This window comes from Kitasatospora sp. NPDC043949, assembly GCF_056435365.1.
This window is the reverse complement of sequence record NZ_JBWKEQ010000025.1, coordinates 32,613-54,833: the sequence shown is the minus strand read 5'-3', so window position 1 is coordinate 54,833 and position 22,221 is coordinate 32,613. Positions and strand designations below refer to the sequence as shown.

General features: G+C 74.0%; 14 protein-coding genes and 1 tRNA gene. 7 read left to right on the top strand and 8 right to left on the bottom strand.

Translation table 11 applies throughout. The annotated features are described in order from the left end of the window. Nucleotides 1-98 precede the first annotated feature (98 nt). Complete coding sequence (locus tag AC07AL_RS21380; RefSeq protein ID WP_363585362.1) at nucleotides 99-1,070, bottom strand: sigma-70 family RNA polymerase sigma factor; 972 nt, start codon at nucleotides 1,068-1,070, stop codon at nucleotides 99-101. A gap of 441 nt (nucleotides 1,071-1,511) precedes the next feature. Here AC07AL_RS21380 and AC07AL_RS21375 point away from each other — a divergent pair, with 441 nt between their 5' ends. Together AC07AL_RS21375 and AC07AL_RS21370 are read left to right on the top strand one after the other, a co-directional pair. Then, the gene (locus tag AC07AL_RS21375; protein ID WP_363585363.1) at nucleotides 1,512-2,324 is read left to right on the top strand and encodes a phosphatase PAP2 family protein; all 813 of its coding nucleotides are present in this window, start codon (nucleotides 1,512-1,514) and stop codon (nucleotides 2,322-2,324) included. Nucleotides 2,325-2,397: 73 nt separating this feature from the next. Continuing rightward, complete coding sequence (locus AC07AL_RS21370; protein WP_478317947.1) at nucleotides 2,398-3,270, top strand: carbon-nitrogen hydrolase family protein; 873 nt, start codon at nucleotides 2,398-2,400, stop codon at nucleotides 3,268-3,270. A 76-nt stretch (nucleotides 3,271-3,346) separates the two neighbouring features. Here the strand turns inward: AC07AL_RS21370 and AC07AL_RS21365 are convergent, their stop codons facing one another. From AC07AL_RS21365 to AC07AL_RS21350, 4 genes are all read right to left on the bottom strand, one after another. Further along, a complete protein-coding gene (locus tag AC07AL_RS21365; RefSeq protein WP_363585365.1) occupies nucleotides 3,347-5,830 on the bottom strand; it encodes an ABC transporter permease in 2,484 nt (827 codons plus the stop codon). 243 nt (nucleotides 5,831-6,073) lie between these two features. Further along, nucleotides 6,074-6,149 (bottom strand) — tRNA-Arg (locus tag AC07AL_RS21360). Between the two features lie 214 nt (nucleotides 6,150-6,363). Further along, nucleotides 6,364-7,656: a transglycosylase family protein gene (locus AC07AL_RS21355; RefSeq protein WP_363585366.1), complete on the bottom strand. Its 1,293-nt coding sequence runs from the start codon at nucleotides 7,654-7,656 to the stop codon at nucleotides 6,364-6,366. Nucleotides 7,657-7,804: 148 nt separating this feature from the next. Beyond that, entirely contained in the window at nucleotides 7,805-9,250 is a 1,446-nt protein-coding gene (locus tag AC07AL_RS21350; protein ID WP_478317946.1) for a hypothetical protein, read from the bottom strand. Nucleotides 9,251-10,021: 771 nt separating this feature from the next. On the opposite strand from AC07AL_RS21350, the gene AC07AL_RS21345 reads away from it, so the two are divergent. Further along, complete coding sequence (locus tag AC07AL_RS21345) at nucleotides 10,022-11,554, top strand: glycosyltransferase family 39 protein (protein ID WP_363585368.1); 1,533 nt, start codon at nucleotides 10,022-10,024, stop codon at nucleotides 11,552-11,554. 107 nt (nucleotides 11,555-11,661) lie between these two features. Here the strand turns inward: AC07AL_RS21345 and AC07AL_RS21340 are convergent, their stop codons facing one another. Continuing rightward, entirely contained in the window at nucleotides 11,662-13,884 is a 2,223-nt protein-coding gene (locus AC07AL_RS21340; protein WP_478317945.1) for a hypothetical protein, read from the bottom strand. Nucleotides 13,885-14,182: 298 nt separating this feature from the next. Here AC07AL_RS21340 and AC07AL_RS21335 point away from each other — a divergent pair, with 298 nt between their 5' ends. The 3 genes from AC07AL_RS21335 (at nucleotide 14,183) to AC07AL_RS21325 (ending at nucleotide 16,633) form a co-directional block, all read left to right on the top strand. Continuing rightward, nucleotides 14,183-14,926, top strand: a complete 744-nt coding sequence (locus AC07AL_RS21335) for a GOLPH3/VPS74 family protein (protein WP_363585370.1) — start codon at nucleotides 14,183-14,185, stop codon at nucleotides 14,924-14,926. A 637-nt stretch (nucleotides 14,927-15,563) separates the two neighbouring features. After that, the gene (locus AC07AL_RS21330) at nucleotides 15,564-16,424 is read left to right on the top strand and encodes a helix-turn-helix domain-containing protein (RefSeq protein ID WP_350877673.1); all 861 of its coding nucleotides are present in this window, start codon (nucleotides 15,564-15,566) and stop codon (nucleotides 16,422-16,424) included. Further along, the gene (locus AC07AL_RS21325) at nucleotides 16,424-16,633 is read left to right on the top strand and encodes a DUF397 domain-containing protein (RefSeq protein WP_363585371.1); all 210 of its coding nucleotides are present in this window, start codon (nucleotides 16,424-16,426) and stop codon (nucleotides 16,631-16,633) included. The genes AC07AL_RS21330 and AC07AL_RS21325 overlap by 1 nt, the downstream gene beginning before the upstream one ends. A 189-nt stretch (nucleotides 16,634-16,822) precedes the next feature. Here the strand turns inward: AC07AL_RS21325 and AC07AL_RS21320 are convergent, their stop codons facing one another. Further along, nucleotides 16,823-17,938: an ADP-ribosylglycohydrolase family protein gene (locus tag AC07AL_RS21320; RefSeq protein WP_350877669.1), complete on the bottom strand. Its 1,116-nt coding sequence runs from the start codon at nucleotides 17,936-17,938 to the stop codon at nucleotides 16,823-16,825. A 203-nt stretch (nucleotides 17,939-18,141) separates the two neighbouring features. Next, complete coding sequence (locus AC07AL_RS21315; RefSeq protein ID WP_478317944.1) at nucleotides 18,142-20,748, bottom strand: bifunctional FO biosynthesis protein CofGH; 2,607 nt, start codon at nucleotides 20,746-20,748, stop codon at nucleotides 18,142-18,144. Between the two features lie 182 nt (nucleotides 20,749-20,930). On the opposite strand from AC07AL_RS21315, the gene AC07AL_RS21310 reads away from it, so the two are divergent. Further along, nucleotides 20,931-22,220 (top strand): LolA family protein, encoded by a 1,290-nt coding sequence (locus AC07AL_RS21310; RefSeq protein WP_363585373.1) that lies wholly within the window; start codon nucleotides 20,931-20,933, stop codon nucleotides 22,218-22,220. Nucleotide 22,221 lies beyond the last annotated feature (1 nt).

Sequence of the window (22,221 nt, the reverse complement as noted above, 5' to 3'; positions counted from 1 at the left end):
CCCTCCCACCCCCCCCCCCCCCCCCCCCCCCTCACCCCCCCCCCCCCCCCCCCCCCCCCCCGGGGCGGGATGGAGCCGCAGGCAGTTGGCTCGGGTTCTCAGGCGGCCTCGAAGCCCGCGTGGTCGGCGATCTTCTTCAGCTCGGCCAGCGCGTGCTTCTCGATCTGGCGGATCCGCTCGCGGGTGAGGCCGTGCTGCTTGCCCACCTCGGTGAGGGTGCGCTCGCGGCCGTCCTCCATCCCGTAGCGGGAGCGGATGATCGAGGCCGTGCGGTCGTCCAGCCGCCCGATCAGGCCGTCCAGCTCCTCGCGGCGGAGCATCACCATCACGGCGTCCTCGGGGGACGTCGCCCCGGTGTCCTCGACCAGGTCGCCGAACTGGGTCTCGCCCTCGTCGTCGACCGCCATGTTGAGGCTGACCGGGTCGCGGGCCCAGTCCAGCACGTCCTTGATCCGGGCCTCGGTGGTGTCCAGCTCGGCCGCGATCTCGGCCGGCTCGGCCTCGCGGCCCAGCTCCTTCGACTTCTCCCGCTGCACCCGCCGGATCCGCCCCAGCTCCTCGACCAGGTGCACGGGCAGCCGGATGGTGCGGGACTGGTCGGCGATCGACCGGGTGATCGCCTGCCGGATCCACCAGGTGGCGTAGGTGGAGAACTTGAAGCCCTTGGCGTAGTCGAACTTCTCGACGGCGCGCACCAGGCCGGCGTTGCCCTCCTGGATGAGGTCCAGCAGCGGAAGGCCACTGCGCGGGTACCGGCGGGCGACCGCCACCACGAGCCGGAGGTTGGAGCGGATGAAGACGTCCTTGGCGCGCTCGGCGTCCTCGGCTATCGCCTCCAGTTCCTCGCGCTTCACGCCCTCGGGGAACACGCCCTCCTCCAGCAGGTGCTGGGCGTACACGCCGGCCTCGATCCGCAGTGAGAGCTCGACCTCCTCGGCGGCATCGAGCAGGGGTGTCCTGGCGATCTCGTCGAGGTACATACCGACCAGGTCGCGGTCGGCCTCAAGGTTGGTCGGGCGGGCCGCGCGAGTCCGGTCGGCCCTGTCGCGAACGACGGCACGGGTGGCCATGCTTGCTCCCTTTGCTGGAATTGCCGAGGTCTGCCTGCCTGCCCCCCGAGAGGGCAAGAAGTGCGGGCCCCGCCGGGGCTCACACGTAACGATCCAACGAACAGAATCCGGACAACATTCCCAAGTCACTCAGATTCTTCCCCGCGATGCAGTACCCTGCTGGTTTTCACCCCGGCCATGGACACCCGGTGACCGGACGAACACCTTCGGTGTCGTTTCCACTACCGCTTCCGAACGCTTCCGTCACGCCCCGCACACGCGCCCGCCGCCCCACCGGCCGCCATACAGGGTGAAACCCCCGAACGGGCACGCGCGTTCCCGCGCGCCCCCGCCTTCCGCCGGCGCCCGCTCCCCGGCGCACGCAGGTTCTCCCCACAAACGATGCCGAATCGCTATCACCCGTGGTCCTGATCGCCCCGGGACACTGGGAAGGTGTCAGCCATGCACCTGACCAACAGCTCGACCGCCGTCACTGCGCGTCACCGCCGCCTCTTGCGGGATTCGGCGCTCGCGGTGGTCTGTGCCGCGCTGTTCGGCCTCCTGGCCGCCCTGGTGACCCGACACTGGCATCCGCTGGAACAGCTCGACCAGAGCTGGATCGGCGAACTGCACACCTTCGCCCGGCGGCACCGGATCTGGACCGCCTCGGTGCAGACGCTCTCCGACATCGGCGGCACGGTCACGATGCGCACCCTGCTCGGCATCGCGGCCGTCTGGCTGTGGCTGATCGGCGCCCGGGTCCTGGCCGGCTGGGTGGCCGCCCAGACCCTGGTCGGCTGGGGCGGCCAGTGGGCGCTGAAGCTGGCCGTCGACCGCCAACGGCCCTCCTTCGCCGACCCGGTCTCGCACGCCGGCGGCCCGGCCTTCCCCTCCGGGCACGCCATGGCCTCGGCGATCACCTGCGCGGTGCTGGTCGGCCTGGTCTGGTACCGGGTCCGCCGACGCGGGCGGATCGCCGCCTGCGCGGTGGCGGCGGCGACGGTGCTGACCATCGGCTGGACCAGGATCGCCCTCGGGGTCCACTGGCCGAGCGACGTGGTCGCCGGCTGGCTGGCCGCCGGATTCGTGCTGGGCGCCGTGACGGCCGTCGTCGAACTCTGGCGACCGGGCGCGCTCGCCCGCGACGTACGGCGGGTCAACTGGCGTACCCGGCCGAGGGTCCAGCGGATCACCGTGCCGTCGGTCCGGTCGCCGCGCGGCACCGACCCGCTGGGCGACGCCGCCACCGACCACCCGGACGGGGCCGTCCACTGAGGCCGTCGGCATCCACGCGCGGCCGTCCGAGGCCGTCCGGGGCTGCCCGAAGCCGTCCGCTAGCGTGACGGCCATGTCTCCCGACCCGGTCCCCACCGCCGCCGTCCGTCACCCCGAGCGCCCGCTGCGGATCGCCACCGTCCAGGCCCAGGCCGTGGCCGGTGACATACCCGCCAACGCCGCCCAGGCCGCCGAGTTGATCCGCGAGGCCGCCGCGGCCGGCGCCCGCCTGGTGCTGTTCGCCGAGAAGTTCCTCTCCGGCTACGAGCCCGAGCTGATCCGCACCGACCCGCTCAAGTACGCCGTCCAGCCCGGCGATCCGCGCCTCGCGCCGATCGCCGAGGCCTGCCGCGAGACCGGCACCGCCGCGATCGTCGGCGCCGCCGCGCAGGTGGGCGACGAGCTGCGGGTCTCCGCCTTCGTCCTCGGCCCGGACGGCGGCCTCGTCACCCGCTACGACAAGCAGCACCTGTTCAAGACCGAACGCGACTACTACCGCCCCGGGGCGGCCGGTTGCACCCTGGAGCTGGACGGCTGGCGGCTCGGCCTCGGCGTCTGCTACGACTCGGGCTTCCCCGAGCACGCCCGCGCCGCCGCACTCGACGGCTGCCACGCCTACCTGGTCGGCGCGCTGTTCAGCGTCGGCCACGGCCACCACGAGTCCCGCACCTGGTTCCCCGCCCGCGCGCTCGACAACACCCTCTACACGGTGCTCGCCAACCACATCGGCCACACCGGCGGTTGGCACACCTGCGGCGGCAGCGCGGTGTGGGCCCCGGACGGCCGGCTGCTCGCCGAGGCCGGCGAGGACCGGCGCGAACTGGTGGTCGTCGACCTCGACCCGGCCGTCCTGCGCGCCGCCCGGGAGACCGAGACCATGCTCGCCGACCTGGCCGTCGCCGGCGCCCGCCCGGCCGCCCCGCGCGCCCTCTTCACCCTGGCCTGAGCCGGTCGACCTCCGTGCCCGGCCGCTCCGGGCAGGCGGGGTGGCCCGGCCGCTCCGAGCCGGGTGCGCTGGCCGGTCAGGCGGTCCGCATCGCGTCCACCACGGTCATCCGGCCGACCCGACGGGCTGGCAGGACGGCGGCGGCGAGCCCGGTCAGGACGGTCAGCCCGAGCGCGGCCAGCACCAGCACCACCGGCGGGCCGCCGACCGTCCCCACCGTGGAGGTGAGCGAACGCGCGGCCGCCCAGCCGTAGCCGACGCCCAGTCCGGTGCCGACCAACGCCCCGGCCAGCGACAGCAGCACCGCCTCCAGGGTGAGCATCCGGCGCAGCTGCCGCCGGGACATCCCGATGGCGCGCAGCATGCCGATCTCGCGGGCGCGTTCGCTGACGCTGAGCATCAGGGTGGCCGCGACGCCGAGCCCGGCGATGGCGACCGAGAAGGACAGCAGGGCCATGCTGACGGTCGTCATCCGGTCCAGCAGCAGCCGCAGCGTCTCCACCTGCGCGCCGGTGTCGGTGACGGCCACCTCCGGGTGGTCGGCGAGCGCCCGGTCCAGCGCCCGGCGGGCGGTCGACCGGTCCTCGCCCGCGCCCGGGCTGATCCAGACCGTGGTGACGGCCGCGCCGGGGGCGAGCCGGTCCAGGGTCGCGGGGGTCACCAGCAGCGTCGCACCGGTCTGCAGGGTGAACGGCAGGCTGCTGCGTCCGGGTTCGACCCGCAGGTCGGTGCCGGGCCCGCCCGCCGGACCCCCGACCCGGCGCACCCCGCCGCCGCCGAGACCGCTCAGCGCGGCGCCGTCGGCGAGCGCCCCGGCCTGGTCGACGCCGTCCGCCGAGGGGTTGAGCCGGGCCAGGTCGGCGGCCGCGACCAGGGTGGGCCGGCCGTCGAGTTCGACGGTGGCCGAGCGGACCGGCGTGACGGCGAGCCCGCGCTGCGCACCGAGCGCGGTGACCGCCCCGGCGGGCAGCGCGCCGCCCCCGGTGACGACCGCCGAGAAGACCCCGGGCTGGCGCGCGGACACCGCCGGCACCAGGGAGTTGGAGGTGATCTCCAGCGCGGTGACCGCGCCGACCATCACGGTCACGCCGAGCAGCAGCGCCGAGCCGGTCGCCCCGGTGCGGCCCGGGTTGAGCCGCAGCTGCTGGGTGGCGAGCCGCCCGGCCGTCCCACCGAGCCGCCGGGCCGGGCCGCCCAGCACGCCGACGACGGCGGGCAGCAGCCGGTCGGCGAGCCGCAGCACGCCGAAGAAGCTGACGATCGCGCCGACGGTGACCGCGAGCAGCGACAGCGGCGGCGGGGCCACCGCGCCGGCCACCAGCAGCGCCGTCCCCGCGCACAGCAGCACCGCCGTCCACACCGCCGCCCGGGCCTTGGCCGCCCCGCCGACCGGCCCGTGCGTGCCGCCGAGCGCGGCCACCGGCGGCACCGCCGCCGCGGCCTTCGCCGGGCCGCGGACGGCCAGCAGGGTGAGCAGCACGCCGAACAGCCCGGCCAGCGCGCAGGTCAGCGGGGCCGGCGCCAGCGAGAGGTGCACCGGGCCGAGGTCGAGCGTGCCGACGACCACCGTCCCCGCCGCGCACAGGCCGACCCCCAGCAGCACGCCCGCCGCCGAGGCTCCCGTCCCGAGCAGCAGCCCCTGGCGGCGGATCAGCCGGCGCAGCTGCCGCCGGTCGGCGCCCACGCAGCGCAGCAGGGCGAGTTGGCGGGTCCGCTGGGCCAGCACCACCGTGAAGGTGTTGCCGACCACCATCCGCGCCACCGCGAGCGCGATCAGCACGAAGGAGAGCGCGGCGATCAGCACCACCCCGTAGAGGGTCCGGCTCTGCCGGGTCGCCTCGGTGACGGAGGCGTCTCGGGTGCGCACCTCGACGCCGTCGCCGAGGACGGCGCGCAGCGCCTCGACGGTCCGGGCCCGCGAGGCGTCCGGCCGGACCCGGACGTCCAGCTGGGCGGTGGTGACGCCGGTCGCGTACTGGGCGACCGCACCGGCCGGGACGCCGACGATCGGGCGCCCGGCGAGGCTGGGCGCGCCCCGGCCGTCCAGGACGCCCGCCAGCCGGGCGGTGGCGGCGGAGCCGTCGGCCCGGGCCAGCCGCACCTCGGCCCCGGGGGCGGCGTCGAGCCGGTGCGCGGTGTCGGCGTCGAGCAGCACCTCGCCGGGCCCGGCCGGCCAGTGGCCGCCGGTGAGCAACTGCCAGCGCAGCGCCGGGTCGTCGGCGACCGCGCTGACCGCGGCGGTCTGGTCGAGCGGGCGCCCGTCGGCCGTCAGCACCGATCCCTTGCCGACCAGTCGCGGCGCCACCCCGGCCACCCCGGCCGTCCGCCGGGCCCGCTCGGCGGCGGCGTCCAGCCCACCGCCGGCGGCGGTCCTGGTCACCTGCACGTCGCCGGGCCCGACCTCGGCGGCCGCGGTCTGGCTGAAGGAGTCCACCAGCGCCCCGCTGCCGCTGACCGAGGCGATCAGGAAGGCCACCCCCAGCGCGATCGCGGCCCCGCTCAGGAGCAGCTGCCGCAGTTGCCCGCGCAGCTCGGCCACGGTGTATCGGTACGTCGTCATCGCTCCCCGGCTCGTCCGCCCTGACCAGGCACGACGCACTGGCAGGGGCCTCACCGAGCCTAGGGTCCGCACCCGCCCCGGCCCGTCAGCACGAGGTCTCCTCGATGATCACTCCGAGGACGGACGGCCGACCGCGCCCCCTCCTCCCCGAGAGGTACGCCGCCCCCGACCCGGCCCGGCCCCGGAAACGCCGTAGGCCCCCCGCCCTGGTGGGCGGGGGGCCTACGGCGACACACGCGTCTCTGGTGCCCCAGGCAGGATTCGAACCTGCGACACCGGCTTTAGGAGAGCCGTGCTCTATCCCCTGAGCTACTGAGGCGAGGATCCGCCGGGGAGCGACTGCATCCCGTAAGCGGATCCGGGGGCGGCCGGCCCGAGGGCAAGCCGCTACCGGCTCAGTGTAGCGGGTCGGGCGGCGCCCGGGCGGCGGCTTCGCGATCTTGCCGAGAACGGGGCCGGACGTGCCGCCCTCCGGGCTCCGACGGGGCGTCGGGGCGGGCGGTGACGGCTGCCCGCCGGGCCGGGGGCGGTGCTCAGCTGCGGGAAACGACCATCTGGGCGCTGCCGTCCGGCAGGCCGGCGGCGGCGACCTTCTGCCCGCCGAAGGAGGTGCTCCACCAGCCCTGCCAACTGCCCGAGGCGTAGCGGGCGTTGTGGTAGACGACGCCGTCGTTGCCCACGGCGATCAGCTGGGCGTCGCCGTTCGGCATGCCGGTGATCGCGAAGCTCCCGGACTGGAAGCTCGCCGCGCCGGCGTATCCGTCGACCACGTTCCAGTCCTGCCAGGAGCCGCTCGCGTAGCGGGCGCTGTGGTAGATCTTCCCGTCGCTGCCGGTCGCCAGCAGCTGGGTGTCACCGTTCGGCATTCCGGCGATCGCGACGTCCTTCGCCTGGAAGGTCGCGGCGCCGACGCCCGCGACGGCGTTCCAGCCCTGCCAGGCGCCGTTCGCGGAACGGACGTTGTGGTAGACGTTGCCGTCGTTGCCGGTGATCAGTACCTGCATGCTGCCGTCCGGCAGTCCTGCGGCCGCGATCTTCTGCGCGCCCCAGTCTCCGATCGGCAGCCAGCCCTGCCAGGCGCCCGAGGCGTAGCGGGCGTTGTGGTAGATCTTCCCGTCCTTGCCGATCGCCATCACCTGGGTGTCGCCGTTCGGCATTCCGGCGATCGCCTCGGCCCGGGCCGCGAACCGCGCCGACCCGGCGTAGCCGTCCAGCGGCGCCCAGCCCGTCCAGGATCCGTTCGGGTAGCGCGCCGTGTGGTACAGGTTGCCGTCGGCACCGGTGGCCAGCGTCTGGGTCGAGCCGTCCGGGGTCGCCGCGATGGCGTCCTGCGAGCCGTTGAAGAAGGCCGAGCCGGCGTAGCCGTCCAGCGGGCTGAAGGACGTCCAGTTGCCGTCCACCAGGCGCGTGGCGTGGAAGAGGTCGCCGGCCTTGCTCACCGGCGCGGTCGGCGACGGGTACGGGTTGGCGTGGTCGGTGCTCAGACCGCCGTTGCACTTCGCCGCCCAGGCCCCGGCGCCCTGGCCGGCAAGGATCCGCTCCGCCGTCAGGATCTGCTGCTGCTTGGTGGCCTGGTGGGGCATCGGCGCGTACTGGGTGCCGCCGTACGCCTCCCAGGTGCTCTTCGTGATCTGCAGGCCCCCGTAGTACGGCCAGCCGGCCTTGTAGTAGCTCCAGTCGCCGCTGCTCTCGCACTGCGCCACCCGGTCCCAGGTGGCCACCGAGGCCGCCTGGGCCGAGCCGGCGGCCACCGTGGACAGGCTCAGGGCGGCGAGGGCGGTGAACGTGAGGAGGGCTGCGCGGGGTCGGCGGGAGGCGCGGGACATCGTGACCTCTTCTCGGAGGGGCGGTACGGCTCGCGCGGGTCGGAGCCGGGGGCGAGCGGCGAGACGGCAGGAGAGCGGCGGCGAGGGGGCCGGCCCACCGCGGCGGGGCGGCGGTGGGCCGGCGGGTGGAACCGGCGGGCGGGGACGGTCAGTTGTAGGTGCCGCCGATGGAGACGGCGTAGTGGTTGCCGCTCACGCCGTTCAGCTGGATCGGGGCCGCCGGGTCCCAGCTGCCGGAGCCGTCGCGGATGGTGTGCATGATCCGGTCGTCGTTGGTGATGAAGACGGCCTGGAACTCGCCGTCGATGTTGGCGGCGCTGACCCGGTTGGCGGTGAACGAGCCGATCACGGGGGCGAGCTCGGCGAACGGCTGCCACGTGCCGTTGCCGTAGCGGGCGCCGTGGAACTGCTGGCCGTTGTTGTTCACCACGACGATCTGCGCGTCGGATCCGGTGCCGGCGACCGCCACGTCCTGGGCGGGGCCGACGTTCCCGGCGGCGTCGTAGACGTTGCCCCAGGCCGACCAGGAGCCGCTGACGGCGCGGATGGCGTGGTAGACCGTGCCGCCCGAGACCGTCACGACCTGGAGTTCGCCGTTGACGCTCGCGACCGAGGCGCTGGTCACGGCGCCGCCCGCCGGGGTGATGTCGCCGAACGGCAGCCAGGTGCCGTTCGCGAGCCGGGCGGTGTGGAAGAGCTTGCCGTCGGCTACGGCGACGACGTGCAGGTCGCCGCCGATCGAGACCGCGGAGACCTTGGTGACGTTGCCCAGCCTGTTGGTCTGCGGGCCGATGTCGGTGAAGCGGTCCCAGCTGCCGCCGGAGTGACGGATGGTGTGGTAGATGTTCCCGTCGCCGCCGACGGCGAGCAGGTGGGTGTCGCCGTTGATGCCGGCGTCCGCGATGGACTGGACGCCGCCGATGTCGCCCGCGACGCTCTCCACGTTCCCGAAGCCGGTCCAGCTCCCGTTGGAGGAACGGGTGGTGTGGAAGACGTTGCCGCCACCGTTCACCACGACCTGGGCGCCCCAGCCCACGGCCCCCTGCTTCGGCGGCAGCGGGGTGCTGTCGACGGTCTTGTCGTAGCGGAAGGGCTTGAAGCCGCCGCTGATCAGGGAACTGCGCGAGTAGTTGATCTTGCGGGCGGTCAGGCCCGGCCGCGGCTCCTCGTAGACCACGGCGGTGTTGTGGCTGCCGTCGGTCCAGCCGGCGAACAGCACGACGTGCGTGCTGATGTTGTCGATCATGTCGCCGGGCTGCAGGTCGTCGAGGCTGCCGAGCTGGGTGGAGATGTCGTCGAGGGTGGAGGTGACCCGGCTGGAGCCGAGGTGCCAGGCCATCGAGACCAGGCCGGAGCAGTCCTGCCGGTAGGAGCCGTTGCTGTCGCTGTGCCAGAGGCTCTGGCTGTACGGCACCGCCTGGTCGACCCAGTTCTGGGCCCGGGCGATGATCTCGGAGCGGCTGATCGGGCCGTTGACGGACGAGGTGCCGACGGCCTGCGCCGGTGCGGTCAGCGACACGGTGGAGACGACCGCGCCGAGCGCGAGGGCCCCGGCGAGGGCGACGTTGGCGAGCTTCGAACGGTTGGCGGACATGGCGGACCTCCGGACGTGGTGGACGGGGTTGGCGGCTGGGCCCGGCTTCGAGGTGCTCGGGGCCCGACGGTGACGGGCGGCTCACGCGGCGCGCGGATTCCGGTCGGCTGCCCTGCGGGAGCAGCCGGCCTGGCGGCGGTTCGACGCGCTGGTTCGACGCGCTGGTGCGAGGCGCTGGTGCGGGGTGCTGCGGGGTGCTGCGCTCGGCGAGGCCGGGGTACGGCGCTCGGATCGGCCTGCCTCGGGAGCGGGCCCGGCGGGACGGCCGCCCCGCAGGAGCAGCCGGTCGATGGGGCCCGGCGGGGCCGGGGCGAGGTGGTGGGGCCGTCAGCCCCGGACAGGCGCTAAGAAGCAGCCGCGGCGGCGGCCCGGCCTGCGACGGCGAGGGTGGCGACCGCGGTGGCCTCGGTCATGACGGTGCGGAGCATGACGGCGTCCTCTCCTGCTGCGACGTGAGGGTGGGATCCGGTGGCCGCGTCCCGCGGTGACGCGCTCTCCGGTGCCGCCCTGAGCGGTGCTCCCTGGCGGCGATCACCAGCTTCGTCGCCGCTCAGCGGCGGTGGAAGGGACTTCGGCTGGACGGAAGTGGCCCTGGACCGTTCCGGCCAGGAGCGGTCGGCGTCCGCGCCGGGGCCTGGTCGAGACCGCGCCTGGCCGGGTCGGGACCGGGTGGGGGTGCGGGTGCCGACGAGGGGTCAGAGCGGGTCAAGTAGCCTGCCGGAAAAGTGTTCGACCGCCTTGCCGCGCCGTGCGAAGGAGACGAAGGACCCGATGAGACCTGCTGGGCACCCGGTGGTGCGACTGCTGGGGCAGGTGTGGGTGTGGCCCGCGGTGGTGATGCTGGCGGTGGGCGGGTACCGGCTGGGGACGCCGGAGCTGTGGCGGGACGAGATGGCGACCTGGACGGTGGCCACCCGGTCGTTGGGCGACCTGCTCCGGCTGCTCCAGCACGTGGACGCCAGCAACGGGGCGTACTACCTGCTGATGCACGGCTGGACGACGGTGTTCGGCGACTCCGTGGTGGCGCTGCGAATACCCTCCGTGCTGGCGATGGCGGGGGCGGCCGCGTTCGTGGCGCTGACCGCCGAGCGGCTGTTCGGCAACCGGGTGGCGGCGGTCGGCGCGGGGCTGCTGTTCGCGGTGCCGCCGGAGGTGTCGCGGTACGCGCAGGAGGCGCGCGCGTACGCGCTGGTGACCTTCGCGATCGCGGCGGCCACCTGGTTCCTGGTGCGGGCGCTGGAGCGGCCGACGTGGCGGCGGTGGGCGCCGTACTGCGCGGCGATGGCGGTGGCCGGCGCCGGGCACCTGATCTCGTTCAGCACGGTGGCCGGGCAGGTGGCGCTGGTGCTGCTGCACCTGTGGCGCACGCGCGGGGCGGCGGAGCGGCGGCTGCTGTGGCAGTACCCGGTGGCGGTGGGGGTGGCGGCGGTGCCGGTGCTGCCGGTGGTGCTGCTCGGCAGCCGGCAGTCGGACCGGCAGCTGGGCTGGATCGAGACGCCGAACCTCGGGGGCCTGGTGCACTTCGGCCAGCACCTGTTCGGCTCGCACACGGTGTTCTACGCCTTCGTGCTGCTGGCGCTGCCGGCGCTGCTGCTGCCGGGCCGGCGGGTGCAGGCCGGGCAGGCGCTGCTGCTCGCGGAGCTGCCGGTGATGGGCGTGTGGGTGGTGTCGCAGGGCGGCACCTCGTACTTCATCGAGCGGTACATGCTGTTCACGGTGCCCGCGTGGGCGGTGCTGGCCGGGGGCGGGGTCGGCGCGGTGTACGGCGTCGCGGCGGCCTGGGCGAAACGTTTCCGCGCTCCGGGACCGGCCAGGGCGGCGGTGGGACTGCTGGCGCTGGGACTGCTCGCCGCCCCGGCCGTGGCGGCGCTGCCGAAGCAGCCCGCGGTGCGCTACGTGGGCTCGCACAACGGGTCGGAGGAGCCGTTCCGGGCGGCGGCCGGGGTGATCGCCGCGGGCTACCGGTCCGGGGACGGGATGGCGGCCCCCCTGGGCAACCAGGCCTGGGCGATGGTGTGGCCGGGCGTCAGCTACTACCTGCCGTCGGACGTCCACCCGTACCCGGTGTTCGTCGCGCAGAGCGCCGACGACGCGGAGGACCTGTCGCCGACGCCGTGCCCGCAGCCGGAGGCCTGTCTGGGGCAGGCGGCGCGGATCTGGCTGCTGGTCCTCGGGGACACCGAGGACCCGCTGACCACCATGCCGGAGGACCAGGCGCAGGCTCTCCGCACGCAGTACGGCGCGCCCGACCAGGTCACGCCGCTCGGCGGGTTCACGGTCGCGCTGCTCGACCGCGACAACTGACGGGACGAACCCGGAGCACGCGACAACTGACGAGCGAGACCCGGAGCACGCGGAAACACGACGGAGGGGGAGCCGGGCGAACCGGCTCCCCCTCCGTCGTCGCGGTGTCAGAGCGTGCGGGTCAGCCGGGACTGGATGGACGGCGGGTTCAGGTCGGACTGAAGGGCCACCGGGACCTCCGTCTTGTCGTCGCCCGCGCCCACCCGCAGCAGGCCGACCTCCTGGCCGGCCTTCGCGGTGTGGCCGAGCTTGGCCGCGTCCAGGGTGACCGTGCCGGTGATGCCCGGGAAGCCGGCCACCACGAGGTCCTTGGTCGCGACGACCTGGACCTTGCCGCCGAGGCCGTCGTCCACGGTGCCGACGACGTCGCCCTTCTTCACCACGGTCTGGCCGGTCAGGCCGCCCTGCGCGGCCTGGATCTGCTTGCCGCTGACCTTGAGCACGGTCGGCAGGATGCCGTCGCCGGGGTTGGGCGAGGTGGCCTGCTGGCCCAGGGTGACGCCGATGATCAGCCGCTTCACACCGCCGATCTCCTTGTAGGCGGCCCACATCAGGCAGCCGCCGGCCGGGGTGCTGGAGCCGGTCTTGACGCCGATGACCCCGGTCTTCGGGTTGATCAGGTTGTTGGTGTTGGAGATCTTCGCGTTGTTGAAGTTGGTCTCCGGGGTGGAGACGATCTGCCGGAAGATCTCGTCCTGCATGACCTGCTCGGCCAGCTTCAGCTGGTCCTTGGCGGTGGACTTGGTGTCCGCGAGGAAGCCCGCCGGGTCGGCGTAGGTGGTGTTGGTCATGCCGAACTTGGCCGACGTCTCGTTCATCAGCTTGACGAACGCGTCCTCGGAGCCGGAGTGGAAGCGGGCGAGCAGCCGGGCCACGTTGTTGGCCGAGGGCAGCATCAGCAGTTCCAGCGCCTGGTACTCGGTGAGCACCTGGCCCTCGGTGAGGGTGACCCGGGACTCGTCGACGTTGCCGGACTCCTGCGCGGCCTGCTTGTCCACGGTGATCTTCGGGCCGCTCTCCCCCTTCTTCAGCGGGAACTTCTGGAGGATCAGGTAGGCGTTCATCACCTTGGTGACGCTGGCGATCGAGGACGGCGTCTCCTGCCCGGAGCTGCCGAGGCTGCCGACGCCGACCACCTCGGCGGCGGACTGGCCCTTGGCCGGCCAGGCGAGGTCGAGCTGGTCGCCGGCGAAGCTGAAGCTGCCCGCGGCGGACATCCGCACCTTGGCGTCCGGCAGCGGACGCAGCAGCTGGGCCACCACCGCCGCACCGAGCACCACGGCGAGGAAGGCCGTCCAGATGGTGATCCGCTTGAGCGCGCGGCGCAGCGGCGAGACCGGGCGCGCGTTGAGGGTCGCCAGGACCTCCATCGCCTCGGCGGTGTTCTCCGGCGCGGGCGGCGGCTCCGGGAGGGGCAGCGGCTCGGGCTTCGGCAGCGGCGGGACGGGCGGCACCGGCCGCGGGTCGGGGGTGGGCAGTGGCTCGGGGGCCGGGGCGGGGCCGGGCACGGGGGCGGGAGTCGGCTTCGGCAGCGGCTCCGGACCGGGCTGCGGCTCGGGTTCGGGGAGGGGCTTGGGCGCCGGGTGCGGCTCGGGCACCGGCTCCGGGACGGGGGACGGCTCGGGCTGCGGGGTCGGCGCCGGGGGCTCGGGCACGGTGCCGGACGCGGCGGCCGCGGGGGCCACGGCGGCGGCGGAGGCGCGCGCAGGCGCGGGCTTGGCCGGCCCGGCTGCCGCCTCGTCCGGTTCGTCGCTCTCGGGCGCGGCGGGCACGGCAACCTCGGCGGGTGCGGCGGCCCCAGGCGTGTCGCCCTCGGACGCGGCCTTCCCGCCGGCCTCCTTCGCCCCCTTCTCCGTGCCCTTCTCCGTTCCCTTCTCCGCACTCCCCGCCACGGCTCCCGCATCCGCCGCGGCCGTCCGCATGGCGAGACGCGGGTCGGTTCCGGTCGGCCGTCCGGCCGCCTTCTCCTCGCCGTCGGAGGCCGTCACGGCCTCCGCCTCCCCGGCCGCGACGTCGGAACTTCCGTCACCGGCGGGCCTGGTCAGCTCCTCGGGCAGCCGCAGCGCGGTGGTCGCACTGTCCACCGGCAGCCGCAGCATCGTGGTCTTGCTGTCCACATCCCGGACACGGAGCTGTACGGTCGAGCCGCGCTTGGCCCCCGCCGCCGGCGTGTCGCCGGGGCCGGTCTCGGCCTCCCGGCTGCCGTTCGGGTTGCCGTCCGGAGCACCGTCCGGGTCCGGACCCGCACCGCCGGCCGTCCCGGTCCGTTCGCGTTCGCGCTCCTGCGCCCGCTCGCCGTCCCTCAGCACCCTGTCGGGGGACTCGCCCACGTATCCCAGCCTCCTCAACGCCCGGCGGGGCACCGGCAGACCCGATTTCGGGAAGCCGACGCCCCGCCCCGTGTACCTGTACAGTCTCCGCCACCGCCGGCCGATCCGGCCGCGCACACCCCGCCCGACCGGCGCTTATTGCCGTCGCACGGGCGTACTGCGGTCTGTTCACCGGTCAGACGCCGGGCCCGCCGCCCCTGGTTCCCCGCCTCCACCGCAAGGTCACGATTCGGAGGCGTACTCGACAAGCCCGTGTGAGAGGCGTCACCCTGTCTCTCATCCACGCGGGGAGGCTTGGATGGGCAAGAGCCGCAGAACTGTTCCCGAGGAACTCTTGCTGCTCGCTTTGGACCCGACCACGGGTACCACGGCGCAGCCGCAGACCCTCGACCTCGGACTCGCCGGGGCCCAGCTCGTCGAGCTGTCCCTGGCCGGACGGATCGTACCGGAGGGAGACCGGATCGCTGTCGTGCTCGCACGGCCGACCGGCGACCCGACCCTGGACCACGCACTGGAACTGCTGCGCCGACGCGGCAGTCCGGTCCGCGCGGCGCACTGGATCGGCGGGCCCCGGCTGGGGCTGCGGCAGACTTACCTGGCGCACCTGGAGCGCTGCGGCATGGTCACGGCCGTGCCGGGCCAGGTGTGCGGGGTGCTGCCGACGACCCGCTATCAGGCGTCGGACGACTGCACCAACGCCGCGATCAAACAGCGGCTGGACACCGCCATCCGCACCGGCGTGCCGCCGGACCCGCGGACGGCGGCGCTGGCGGCCCTGGCCCATTCCGTGGGCCTGGGCAAGCACCTGTATCCGGGCAACGAGGGCCGGTCCTCGCGGTCGCGGCTGCGCGACCTGATCCGGTACGACCCGCTGGGCGGGATGGTCGCGCACGCCGTGATGGACGTGCAGAACGGCCTGCCGGCGCAGCAGAACCGTTCTGCCCAGGGTTCCGGGACCGGTACCGGCACCGGGCGTTCCGGCGCCCGCGCGGCGGGCCGGGGCTCGGGGCGGGTCGCCGCCTCACGGGTCGGCGTCCGCTGACCGGGACCGCCCGGGCGCGCGGGACACCGCACCGATCGCCGTACGGCCTGCGCGGCACGTGCAGCCCGCACGGCCCGTACGGCCCGTGACGGCGGGCACCATGGGCCCGGCGGGCACCACGGGACCGGCGGGCACCACGGGCACCACGGGCCCGGCGGCACCTCCACCGGCGCGCGCCGCCCCGTTCACGCCGCCCGACGGCGCTGAGCAACGGCGCTGAAGGACCCGACGCACCACCGAAGCAGCACCCGCACCACCAGGAGCACGGAGGGGCGGTCGCCCCGCGACGGAAGTCGCCCGGCGACCGCCCCTCTGCCGTCCCCGAAGGCCCTTTGGGGCCCGTCCGGGGAGCCCGGCGGTCCTGCCCTCGCACGTGCCAATGGCACCTGCGCCGCCGGGGAGCACATCCTTAGCCCGTACCGGTTCGAGCCGCTGAGCCGCATTACCACTTGAGGGCCCTCGCCGTCTCACAGAAGTGCTTTTCCGACGATCTGTTCTACTGCGCTGCTGTGATTCCCTGACGCCGACCTGGCCCAAGGTGACATGCTGCTCCAAGTCAGGGGGGTTGGTCCCAATGTCCGAAGTGTTCCGAGGGCTGCCGTTCCAACGATCACCAGAGGTCCGGCCGGAGGTCGATGTGTCGACGAGCATCAATCCCACCGTGCGCCGTCGGCGCCTGGGCTCGGAGCTGCGCAAACTCCGCGAGGGCCTCGGGATGACGGCGGAGGAGGTGGCGGGCCGGCTGATGGTCTCCCAGTCGAAGATCAGCCGACTGGAGAACGGCCGCCGCAGCATCAGCCAGCGCGACGTGCGCGACCTCTGCGACGTCTATCTCGTGAACGACGAGCAGATGCGCGCCAGCCTCATGGAGATGGCCAAGGAGTCCCGCCAGCGCGGCTGGTGGCACGACTTCAACGACATGCCGACCCCGTACAGCGTCTACATCGGGCTGGAGGCCGAGGCCTCCTCGATCCGCGCGTACGAATCCTCCTTCGTCCCGGGCCTGTTGCAGACCGAGCAGTACGCGCAGGCCGTCGTGGAGGGAACCCAGCCGGACACCGACGCGCTCGCCGTGCAGCGCCGGGTGCAGGTCCGGATGAAGCGCCAGGACCGCATCCAGGGCGAGAACCAGCTCGGCAGCCTGTGGACCGTCATAGACGAGGCGGTGCTGCGCCGCGAGGTCGGCAGCCGCGAGGTGATGGCCGAGCAGCTCAAGCACATGATGGAGCTGAGCCAGCACCCGAACATCACCATCCAGGTGATCCCGTTCTCGGCCGGGGCCCACCCCGGTATGACCGGGACATTCTCCCTGCTGGAGTTCCCCGAGTCAGCCGATTCCACGGTTGTCTACTTCGAAGGGGTGACGAGCGATCTCTACCTGGAGAAGGACGCGGACGTCCGCCGCTATACCGGTCTGTACGACTACCTGCGGGCGGCGGCACTCGGCGTGGCGGAGAGCCGGGCACTGATAGCTGAGATTGAAGAGGGATACCACTGATGAGCACCACCTCCGAGCACGGAACCCGCTGGCGGAAGAGCAGCCACAGCGGCGGCAACGGCGCCTGTGTGGAGATCGCCACGCCGGCCACGGGGGCGGTGGCGGTACGGGACTCCAAGGACCCTCAGGGGCCGCAGCTGCGCTTCTCCGCCGAGGCCTGGACCGCGTTCGCGAGCGCTGCGGCCACCGGGGTGTTCGGCCGCCGCTGACCCTGCGGCGGCGGCCACCGACCCGGCCCCGCGCCCCCGGTGCGAATCCGAGCTCGGCCCGTTTGCCCGTAGCAGTGGCCGTCGCCCTCGCCGGCGGCCGACGCTACGGGCAAACGTCGTTCCCGCCCGAACTTCCCGCCCCATCTGTCCTGTCCGCCCCGTCCGTCCTGTCCGCCCCGTCCGCCCCGTTCAGCGCACCACCGGGTACCGCTCGGACCAGGTCAGCCCCTCCGGGGTGCGCGGATCGTGCAGTTCGGTGCCGTGCATCAGCTCCAGCACGAAGTCGTCGGCGAGTTCGAGGATGGCGCCTCGCCCCTCCAGCCCGGCCACCAGCCCCGACGGCAGCGCGGTGTCACCGTGCAGCACCCCGAGCAGGCTCCCGCAGACCGCGCCGGTGGAGTCGCTGTCCCCGGAGTGGTTGACGGCGAGCAGCAGGCCCGAGCGCACGTCGTGCGCGACCAGCGCGCAGTAGACCCCGATCGCCAGCGCCTCCTCGGCGACCCAGCCCTCCCCCAGCGCCTCCACCCGGTCCGCGGACGGCTCGCCGGCCCGGACCGCGTCCAGCGCGGCCCGCAGCGCGGCGGTGGTCTCCTCGTGCGCCTGCCGCTCGGAGAGCAGCGCCAGGGCGAGGTGGACGCCCTCCTCCAGGGTGCCGCCGCGGGCCACGCTCTGGACGATCACCGCGAGCGCGCCCGCCGCGAGGTAGCCGGTGGGGTGGCCGTGGGTGAGCACCGCGCACTCCACCGCGAGTTGGAAGACCAGGCCCGGCTCCCAGCTGGTGAGCAGGCCGAACGGCGCCGCCCGCACCACCGTGCCGCAGGCCTTGGAGTGCGGGTTCTTCGGCCGCTCCACGGTGCCGAGGAACTCGGCGTCGGCCCCGGTCAGGCCGGACAGGCAGCCCTGGCCGGGGGCGCGCTGGGCGTACAGCCACTCCTCGCGGCCGAGCCAGCCGAGGTCGGGGCGGCGCTCGTCGGGGCCCCAGTCGCGCTGGGTGGCGGCCCAGCGCAGGTAGGCCAGGTGCAGGTCGGTGGGCGGATGCCAGCTGCCGGTGTCGCGCCGGATGTGGGCGCGGATCAGGCCGTCGACGGTGAACAGGGTGAGCTGGGTGTCGTCGGTGACGGCGCCGGTGCGCCCGTACGCGGGGACGTAGCCGGTGACGCCCTGCGGGCCGTGCTGGGCCCGGATCTTCTCCAGCGGCTCGAACTCGACGCCGGCGCCGAGCGCGTCGCCGATGGCACCGCCGAGCAGACAGCCCCGCACCCGGCTGCGGAAGTCCTGCTGCTGGGCGCGTGACCACAGTGGCATCACGACGGGGCGCCTTTCCTCGGGGCAGGGGGCTGCGCGACGCACGGCCGCGGCGCGCGCCCTGGCACTGTATTCGAAGACCCGAGCGAATCAAGGGCGTCCCTCGTGCTCCGGTTTCCCGGCCCCGGCCGCCGTACGGGCGGCAGCGGGGCCGGGGGAACCAGCAGGCCGGGACCGGCGGAACCGGGAGGCCGGTGGCGGGATCAGTCCAGGACCGGCAGCAGCTCCGGCAGGTGCCCGTCCGAGGCCAGCGCCGCGGCCCGGCGCTCGGCCGGCACCTCGCCGTACGTGGTGGTGCGCTGGCGGTGCGGGCGGCCCGCCGCCTCGGCGATCGCCTGGAGGTCGCGCACCGACTTGTAACTCCCGTACGCCGAGCCGGCCATCCGCGAGATGGTCTCCTCCATCAGCGTGCCGCCCAGGTCGTTGGCGCCCGAGCGGAGCATCTCGGCGGCGCCCTCCGCGCCCAGCTTGACCCAGCTGGTCTGGATGTTGGGGATGTGCGGGTGCAGCAGCAGCCGGGCCATCGCGACCACCGCGCGGTTGTCCCGGGCGGTCGGGCCGGGCCGGGCGATGCCGGCCAGGTAGACCGGCGCGTTGGTGTGGATGAACGGCAGGGTCACGAACTCGGTGAAGCCGCCCGTGCCGTTGGTCTCCAGGGAACGCTGCTGGATCTCGGCCAGCAGCCGCAGGTGCCCGAGCCAGTGCTTCGGGGTGTCCACGTGCCCGTACATCATGGTGGACGAGGAGCGGATGCCCAGTTCGTGCGCGGTGGTGACCACTTCGACCCAGGTGGCGGCTGGCAGCTTGCCCTTGGTGAGCACCCAGCGGACCTCGTCGTCCAGGATCTCGGCCGCCGTGCCCGGGATGCTGTCCAGGCCGTTCTCCTTGGCCCGCTGGAGCCAGTCGCGGATGGACAGCCCGGTGCGGGTCGCGCCGTTGACCACCTCCATCGGCGAGAAGGCGTGCACGTGGATGCCGGGCACCCGCTCCTTCACCGCGCGGGCGATGTCGAAGTAGGCGGTGCCGGGCAGGTCCGGGTGGATGCCGCCCTGCATGCAGACCTCGGTGGCGCCCACCTCCCAGGCCTGCGCGGCCCGGTCGGCGACCTGCTCCAGCGACAGGGTGTAGGCGTCGGCGTCGGTGCGGCGCTGGGCGAACGCGCAGAAGCGGCAGCCGGTGTAGCAGACGTTGGTGAAGTTGATGTTCCGGGTGACGCAGTAGGTGACGTCCTCCCCGACGGTGTCCCGGCGGACGTCGTCGGCGATCCGGCAGAGCGCGTCCAGGGCCGGGCCGTCCGCGTGGAACAGCGCCAGCGCCTGGTCGTCGGTGAGCCGCGTTGGGTCGTCGGCGGCCACCGCCAGCGCCTCGCGCAGGTCGCCGACCAGCCGCTCGGGCGCGCCCTCGGCGAGCACCTGCTCGCGCAGCACCTCCCAGTCGCCGTAGACGTCCTCGAAGTCGGCCCGGCGGTCGCCGGTGCGGCCCTCGGTGTCGATGGTGGCGTGCAGGTCGGTCCGCCCGTACGAGACGGGCAGGTCCTCGGGCTCCTGCCAGGGCAGGCCGCGGACCACCGCGTCCGGGTTCGCCAGCCCGGTCTCCGGGTCGGCGAGGGCGCGCACGTGCGGCAGCACCCGCGGGTCCAGCCAGGGCTCGCCGCGCCGGACGTACTCGGGGTAGACGGCGAGACGCTCGCGCAGTTCGAAGCCGGCGGCCGCGGAGCGCTCGGCGAGCCGCTCGATCTGCGGCCACGGGCGTTCGGGGTTGACGTGGTCGGGAGTGAGCGGGGAGACGCCGCCCCAGTCGTCGACGCCGGCCGCGATCAGCCGCCCGTACTCGCCGTCCACCAGGTTCGGCGGCGCTTGCAGGCAGGCCGCCGGGCCCATCACGTGCCGGGCCACCGCCACGGTGGCGACCAGCTCGTCCAGTTCGGCGTCGGGCATGCCGCGCATCGCCGTGTCCGGCTTGGCGCGGAAGTTCTGCAGGATCAGCTCCTGGACGCCGTGGTAGGCCCGGGAGACCTTGCGCAGCGCGAACAGCGACTCCGCGCGCTCCTGGTACGTCTCGCCGATGCCGATCAGCAGGCCGCTGGTGAACGGGACGGAGCTGCGCCCGGCGTCCTCCAGCACCCGCAGCCGGACGGCCGGTTCCTTGTCCGGCGAGCCGAAGTGCGGGCCGCCGGGCTCGCTCCACAGCCGGGTGGCGGTGGTCTCCAGCATCATGCCCATGGAGGCGGAGACGGGCTTGAGCCGCTGGAAGTCCGTCCAGCCGAGCACCCCGGGGTTGAGGTGCGGGAGCAGGCCGGTCTCCTCCAGGATGCGGATCGACATCGCCCGCACGTAGGCGATGGTGTCGTCGTACCCGTGCGCGTCGAGCCACTCGCGGGCCTCGGGCCAGCGGTCCTCGGGCTTGTCGCCGAGGGTGATCAGGGCTTCCTTGCAGCCGAGTTCGGTCCCGCGCCGGGCGACGTCCAGCACCTCGTCGGGGGACATGAACATCCCGTGGCCGGCCCGGCGCAGCTTGCCGGGGACGGTGACGAAGGTGCAGTAGTGGCACTTGTCGCGGCAGAGCCGGGTGAGCGGGATGAAGACGCTCTTGGAGTAGGTGATGACGCCGGGCCGCCCGGCCGCCGCCAGCCCCGCGTCGCGGACCCGGGCGGCGCTCGCACACAGGTCGTTCAGGTCCTCGCCTCTGGCCTGGAGCAGCACCGCGGTCTCGGTGACGTCCAGGGCGACGCCGTCCCGGGCTCGGCGCAGGGCGCGCCGCATCGCGTTAGCGGTCGGGGGGTTGCTTGCGTCCATGGCGGTTCCGTCCATGGCGCGACCCTACGCCAGGTGTCGTACGTTCGGAGTAGCCAACCCTGAGGGCGTCTCAGGGTCGATGTACCCGCGAGGTTGACCCCGAACTGGCCCCGCAGGGCGATGACGGGGCCGGAGTGCGGGCCTCTAATGGAAGGGCACAGCCAATCGCTCGTGTTCGTAGAGGAGTTGAGGACGCCATGACCAATGACACGGCGGCGGGGGACAACGTGGACGGCGGCGTGCCGTACCGCTCCCGGCGGCGCATGCTGGTGCGGGCCGGGGTGCCGCTGACGGTGGCCGCGGTGATCGCCGCCGGGATCGGCCTGGTGCCCGCACTGGCCGCCGACGCCCCGCCCGAACTTCCCTCGCTGACGCCGGAGCAGCTGGTGGCCAAGGTGCTCGGCTCCGACGCGCAGAGCCTCTCCGGCACGGTGTCCGTCTCCACCGACCTCGGCCTGCCCAGCCAGCTGCTGGGCGTCGCGGCCGGCGGGCTCGGCGCGGCGGCCGGGCGCGGCGGCGGCCAGGGCTCCTCTTCGGCCGACCCGCAGGCCAAGCTGCTCGGCCTGCTCGGCGGCGACCAGACGCTGCGGGTCGCGGTGGACGGCCCGGACCGCCAGCGGGTCGACCTGCTGGAGGACATGGCCGGCTACACCGTCGTCCACAACGGCGACCAGGCCTGGGCCTGGGACAGTTCGACCAACACCGCCGTGCGCCTGACCGGCCAGGCGCCCGCCCAGCACCCCGACACCGCCGGCAAGCACGCCGGGGCACCGCTGACCGGGGTGCCGACGACCCCGCAGGAGGCCGCCCGGCAGTTCCTGACCGCGAGCGCGGGCACCACGTCGGTCACCGTGGCCGGCACCGCCAACGTGGCCGGGCAGAAGGCGTACCAGCTGAGCGTCAAGCCCGCGCAGTCCGGTTCGACCGTCGCCGAGGTCCGGATCGCGGTCGCCGCCGACAACGGGGTGCCGCTCTCGGTGGTGGTCAAGGGCGTCGACGGTTCCACCGTGCTGGACGTCCACTTCACCGACGTGTCCTTCGCCAAGCCGGCCGCCAAGACCTTCGACTTCACCGTGCCCAAGGGCGCCAAGGTGACGGAGCACAAGGCGGACGAGGGCGCCAAGGGTGAGGTGCCGCAGGGCTTCGCGCCCAAGGGTTCCGCGCCCGGGGGCCAGGCCGGTCAGGACGCCTCGGGCCGGGACCACGGCGGCGTGAACGTGATCGGCGAGGGCTGGACGACCGTGGTCTCGGCGCAGCTGCCCGGCGGCGCCGTCGACGCGCCGCAGGACGGCGGCAAGGGCGGCAAGCACGGCGGCCGGGGCGCGGCCCTGAACCCGCAGGCGCTGGTGAAGTCGCTCGGCAAGCCGGTCGGCGGCGGCACGCTGATCAGCACCAAGGTGGTGAACGTCCTGGTCACCGACGACGGCCGGGTGTTCGCCGGCGCGGTGACCCTGCCGGTGCTCCAGCACGCCGCCGGGGTGAACTGAC

Bases quoted from the DNA above. Each gene is read 5' to 3' on its own strand.
- AC07AL_RS21325 (WP_363585371.1), top strand. From the start codon at position 16,424: ATGAGCACCACCTCCGAGCACGGAACCCGCTGGCGGAAGAGCAGCCAC.
- AC07AL_RS21345 (WP_363585368.1), top strand. From the start codon at position 10,022: ATGAGACCTGCTGGGCACCCGGTGGTGCGACTGCTGGGGCAGGTGTGG.
- AC07AL_RS21365 (WP_363585365.1), bottom strand. From the start codon at position 5,830: ATGACGACGTACCGATACACCGTGGCCGAGCTGCGCGGGCAACTGCGG.
- AC07AL_RS21310 (WP_363585373.1), top strand. From the start codon at position 20,931: ATGACCAATGACACGGCGGCGGGGGACAACGTGGACGGCGGCGTGCCG.
- AC07AL_RS21355 (WP_363585366.1), bottom strand. From the start codon at position 7,656: ATGTCCCGCGCCTCCCGCCGACCCCGCGCAGCCCTCCTCACGTTCACC.
- AC07AL_RS21320 (WP_350877669.1), bottom strand. From the start codon at position 17,938: ATGCCACTGTGGTCACGCGCCCAGCAGCAGGACTTCCGCAGCCGGGTG.
- AC07AL_RS21370 (WP_478317947.1), top strand. From the start codon at position 2,398: ATGTCTCCCGACCCGGTCCCCACCGCCGCCGTCCGTCACCCCGAGCGC.
- AC07AL_RS21315 (WP_478317944.1), bottom strand. From the start codon at position 20,748: ATGGACGGAACCGCCATGGACGCAAGCAACCCCCCGACCGCTAACGCG.
- AC07AL_RS21380 (WP_363585362.1), bottom strand. From the start codon at position 1,070: ATGGCCACCCGTGCCGTCGTTCGCGACAGGGCCGACCGGACTCGCGCG.
- AC07AL_RS21350 (WP_478317946.1), bottom strand. From the start codon at position 9,250: ATGTCCGCCAACCGTTCGAAGCTCGCCAACGTCGCCCTCGCCGGGGCC.
- AC07AL_RS21335 (WP_363585370.1), top strand. From the start codon at position 14,183: ATGGGCAAGAGCCGCAGAACTGTTCCCGAGGAACTCTTGCTGCTCGCT.
- AC07AL_RS21375 (WP_363585363.1), top strand. From the start codon at position 1,512: ATGCACCTGACCAACAGCTCGACCGCCGTCACTGCGCGTCACCGCCGC.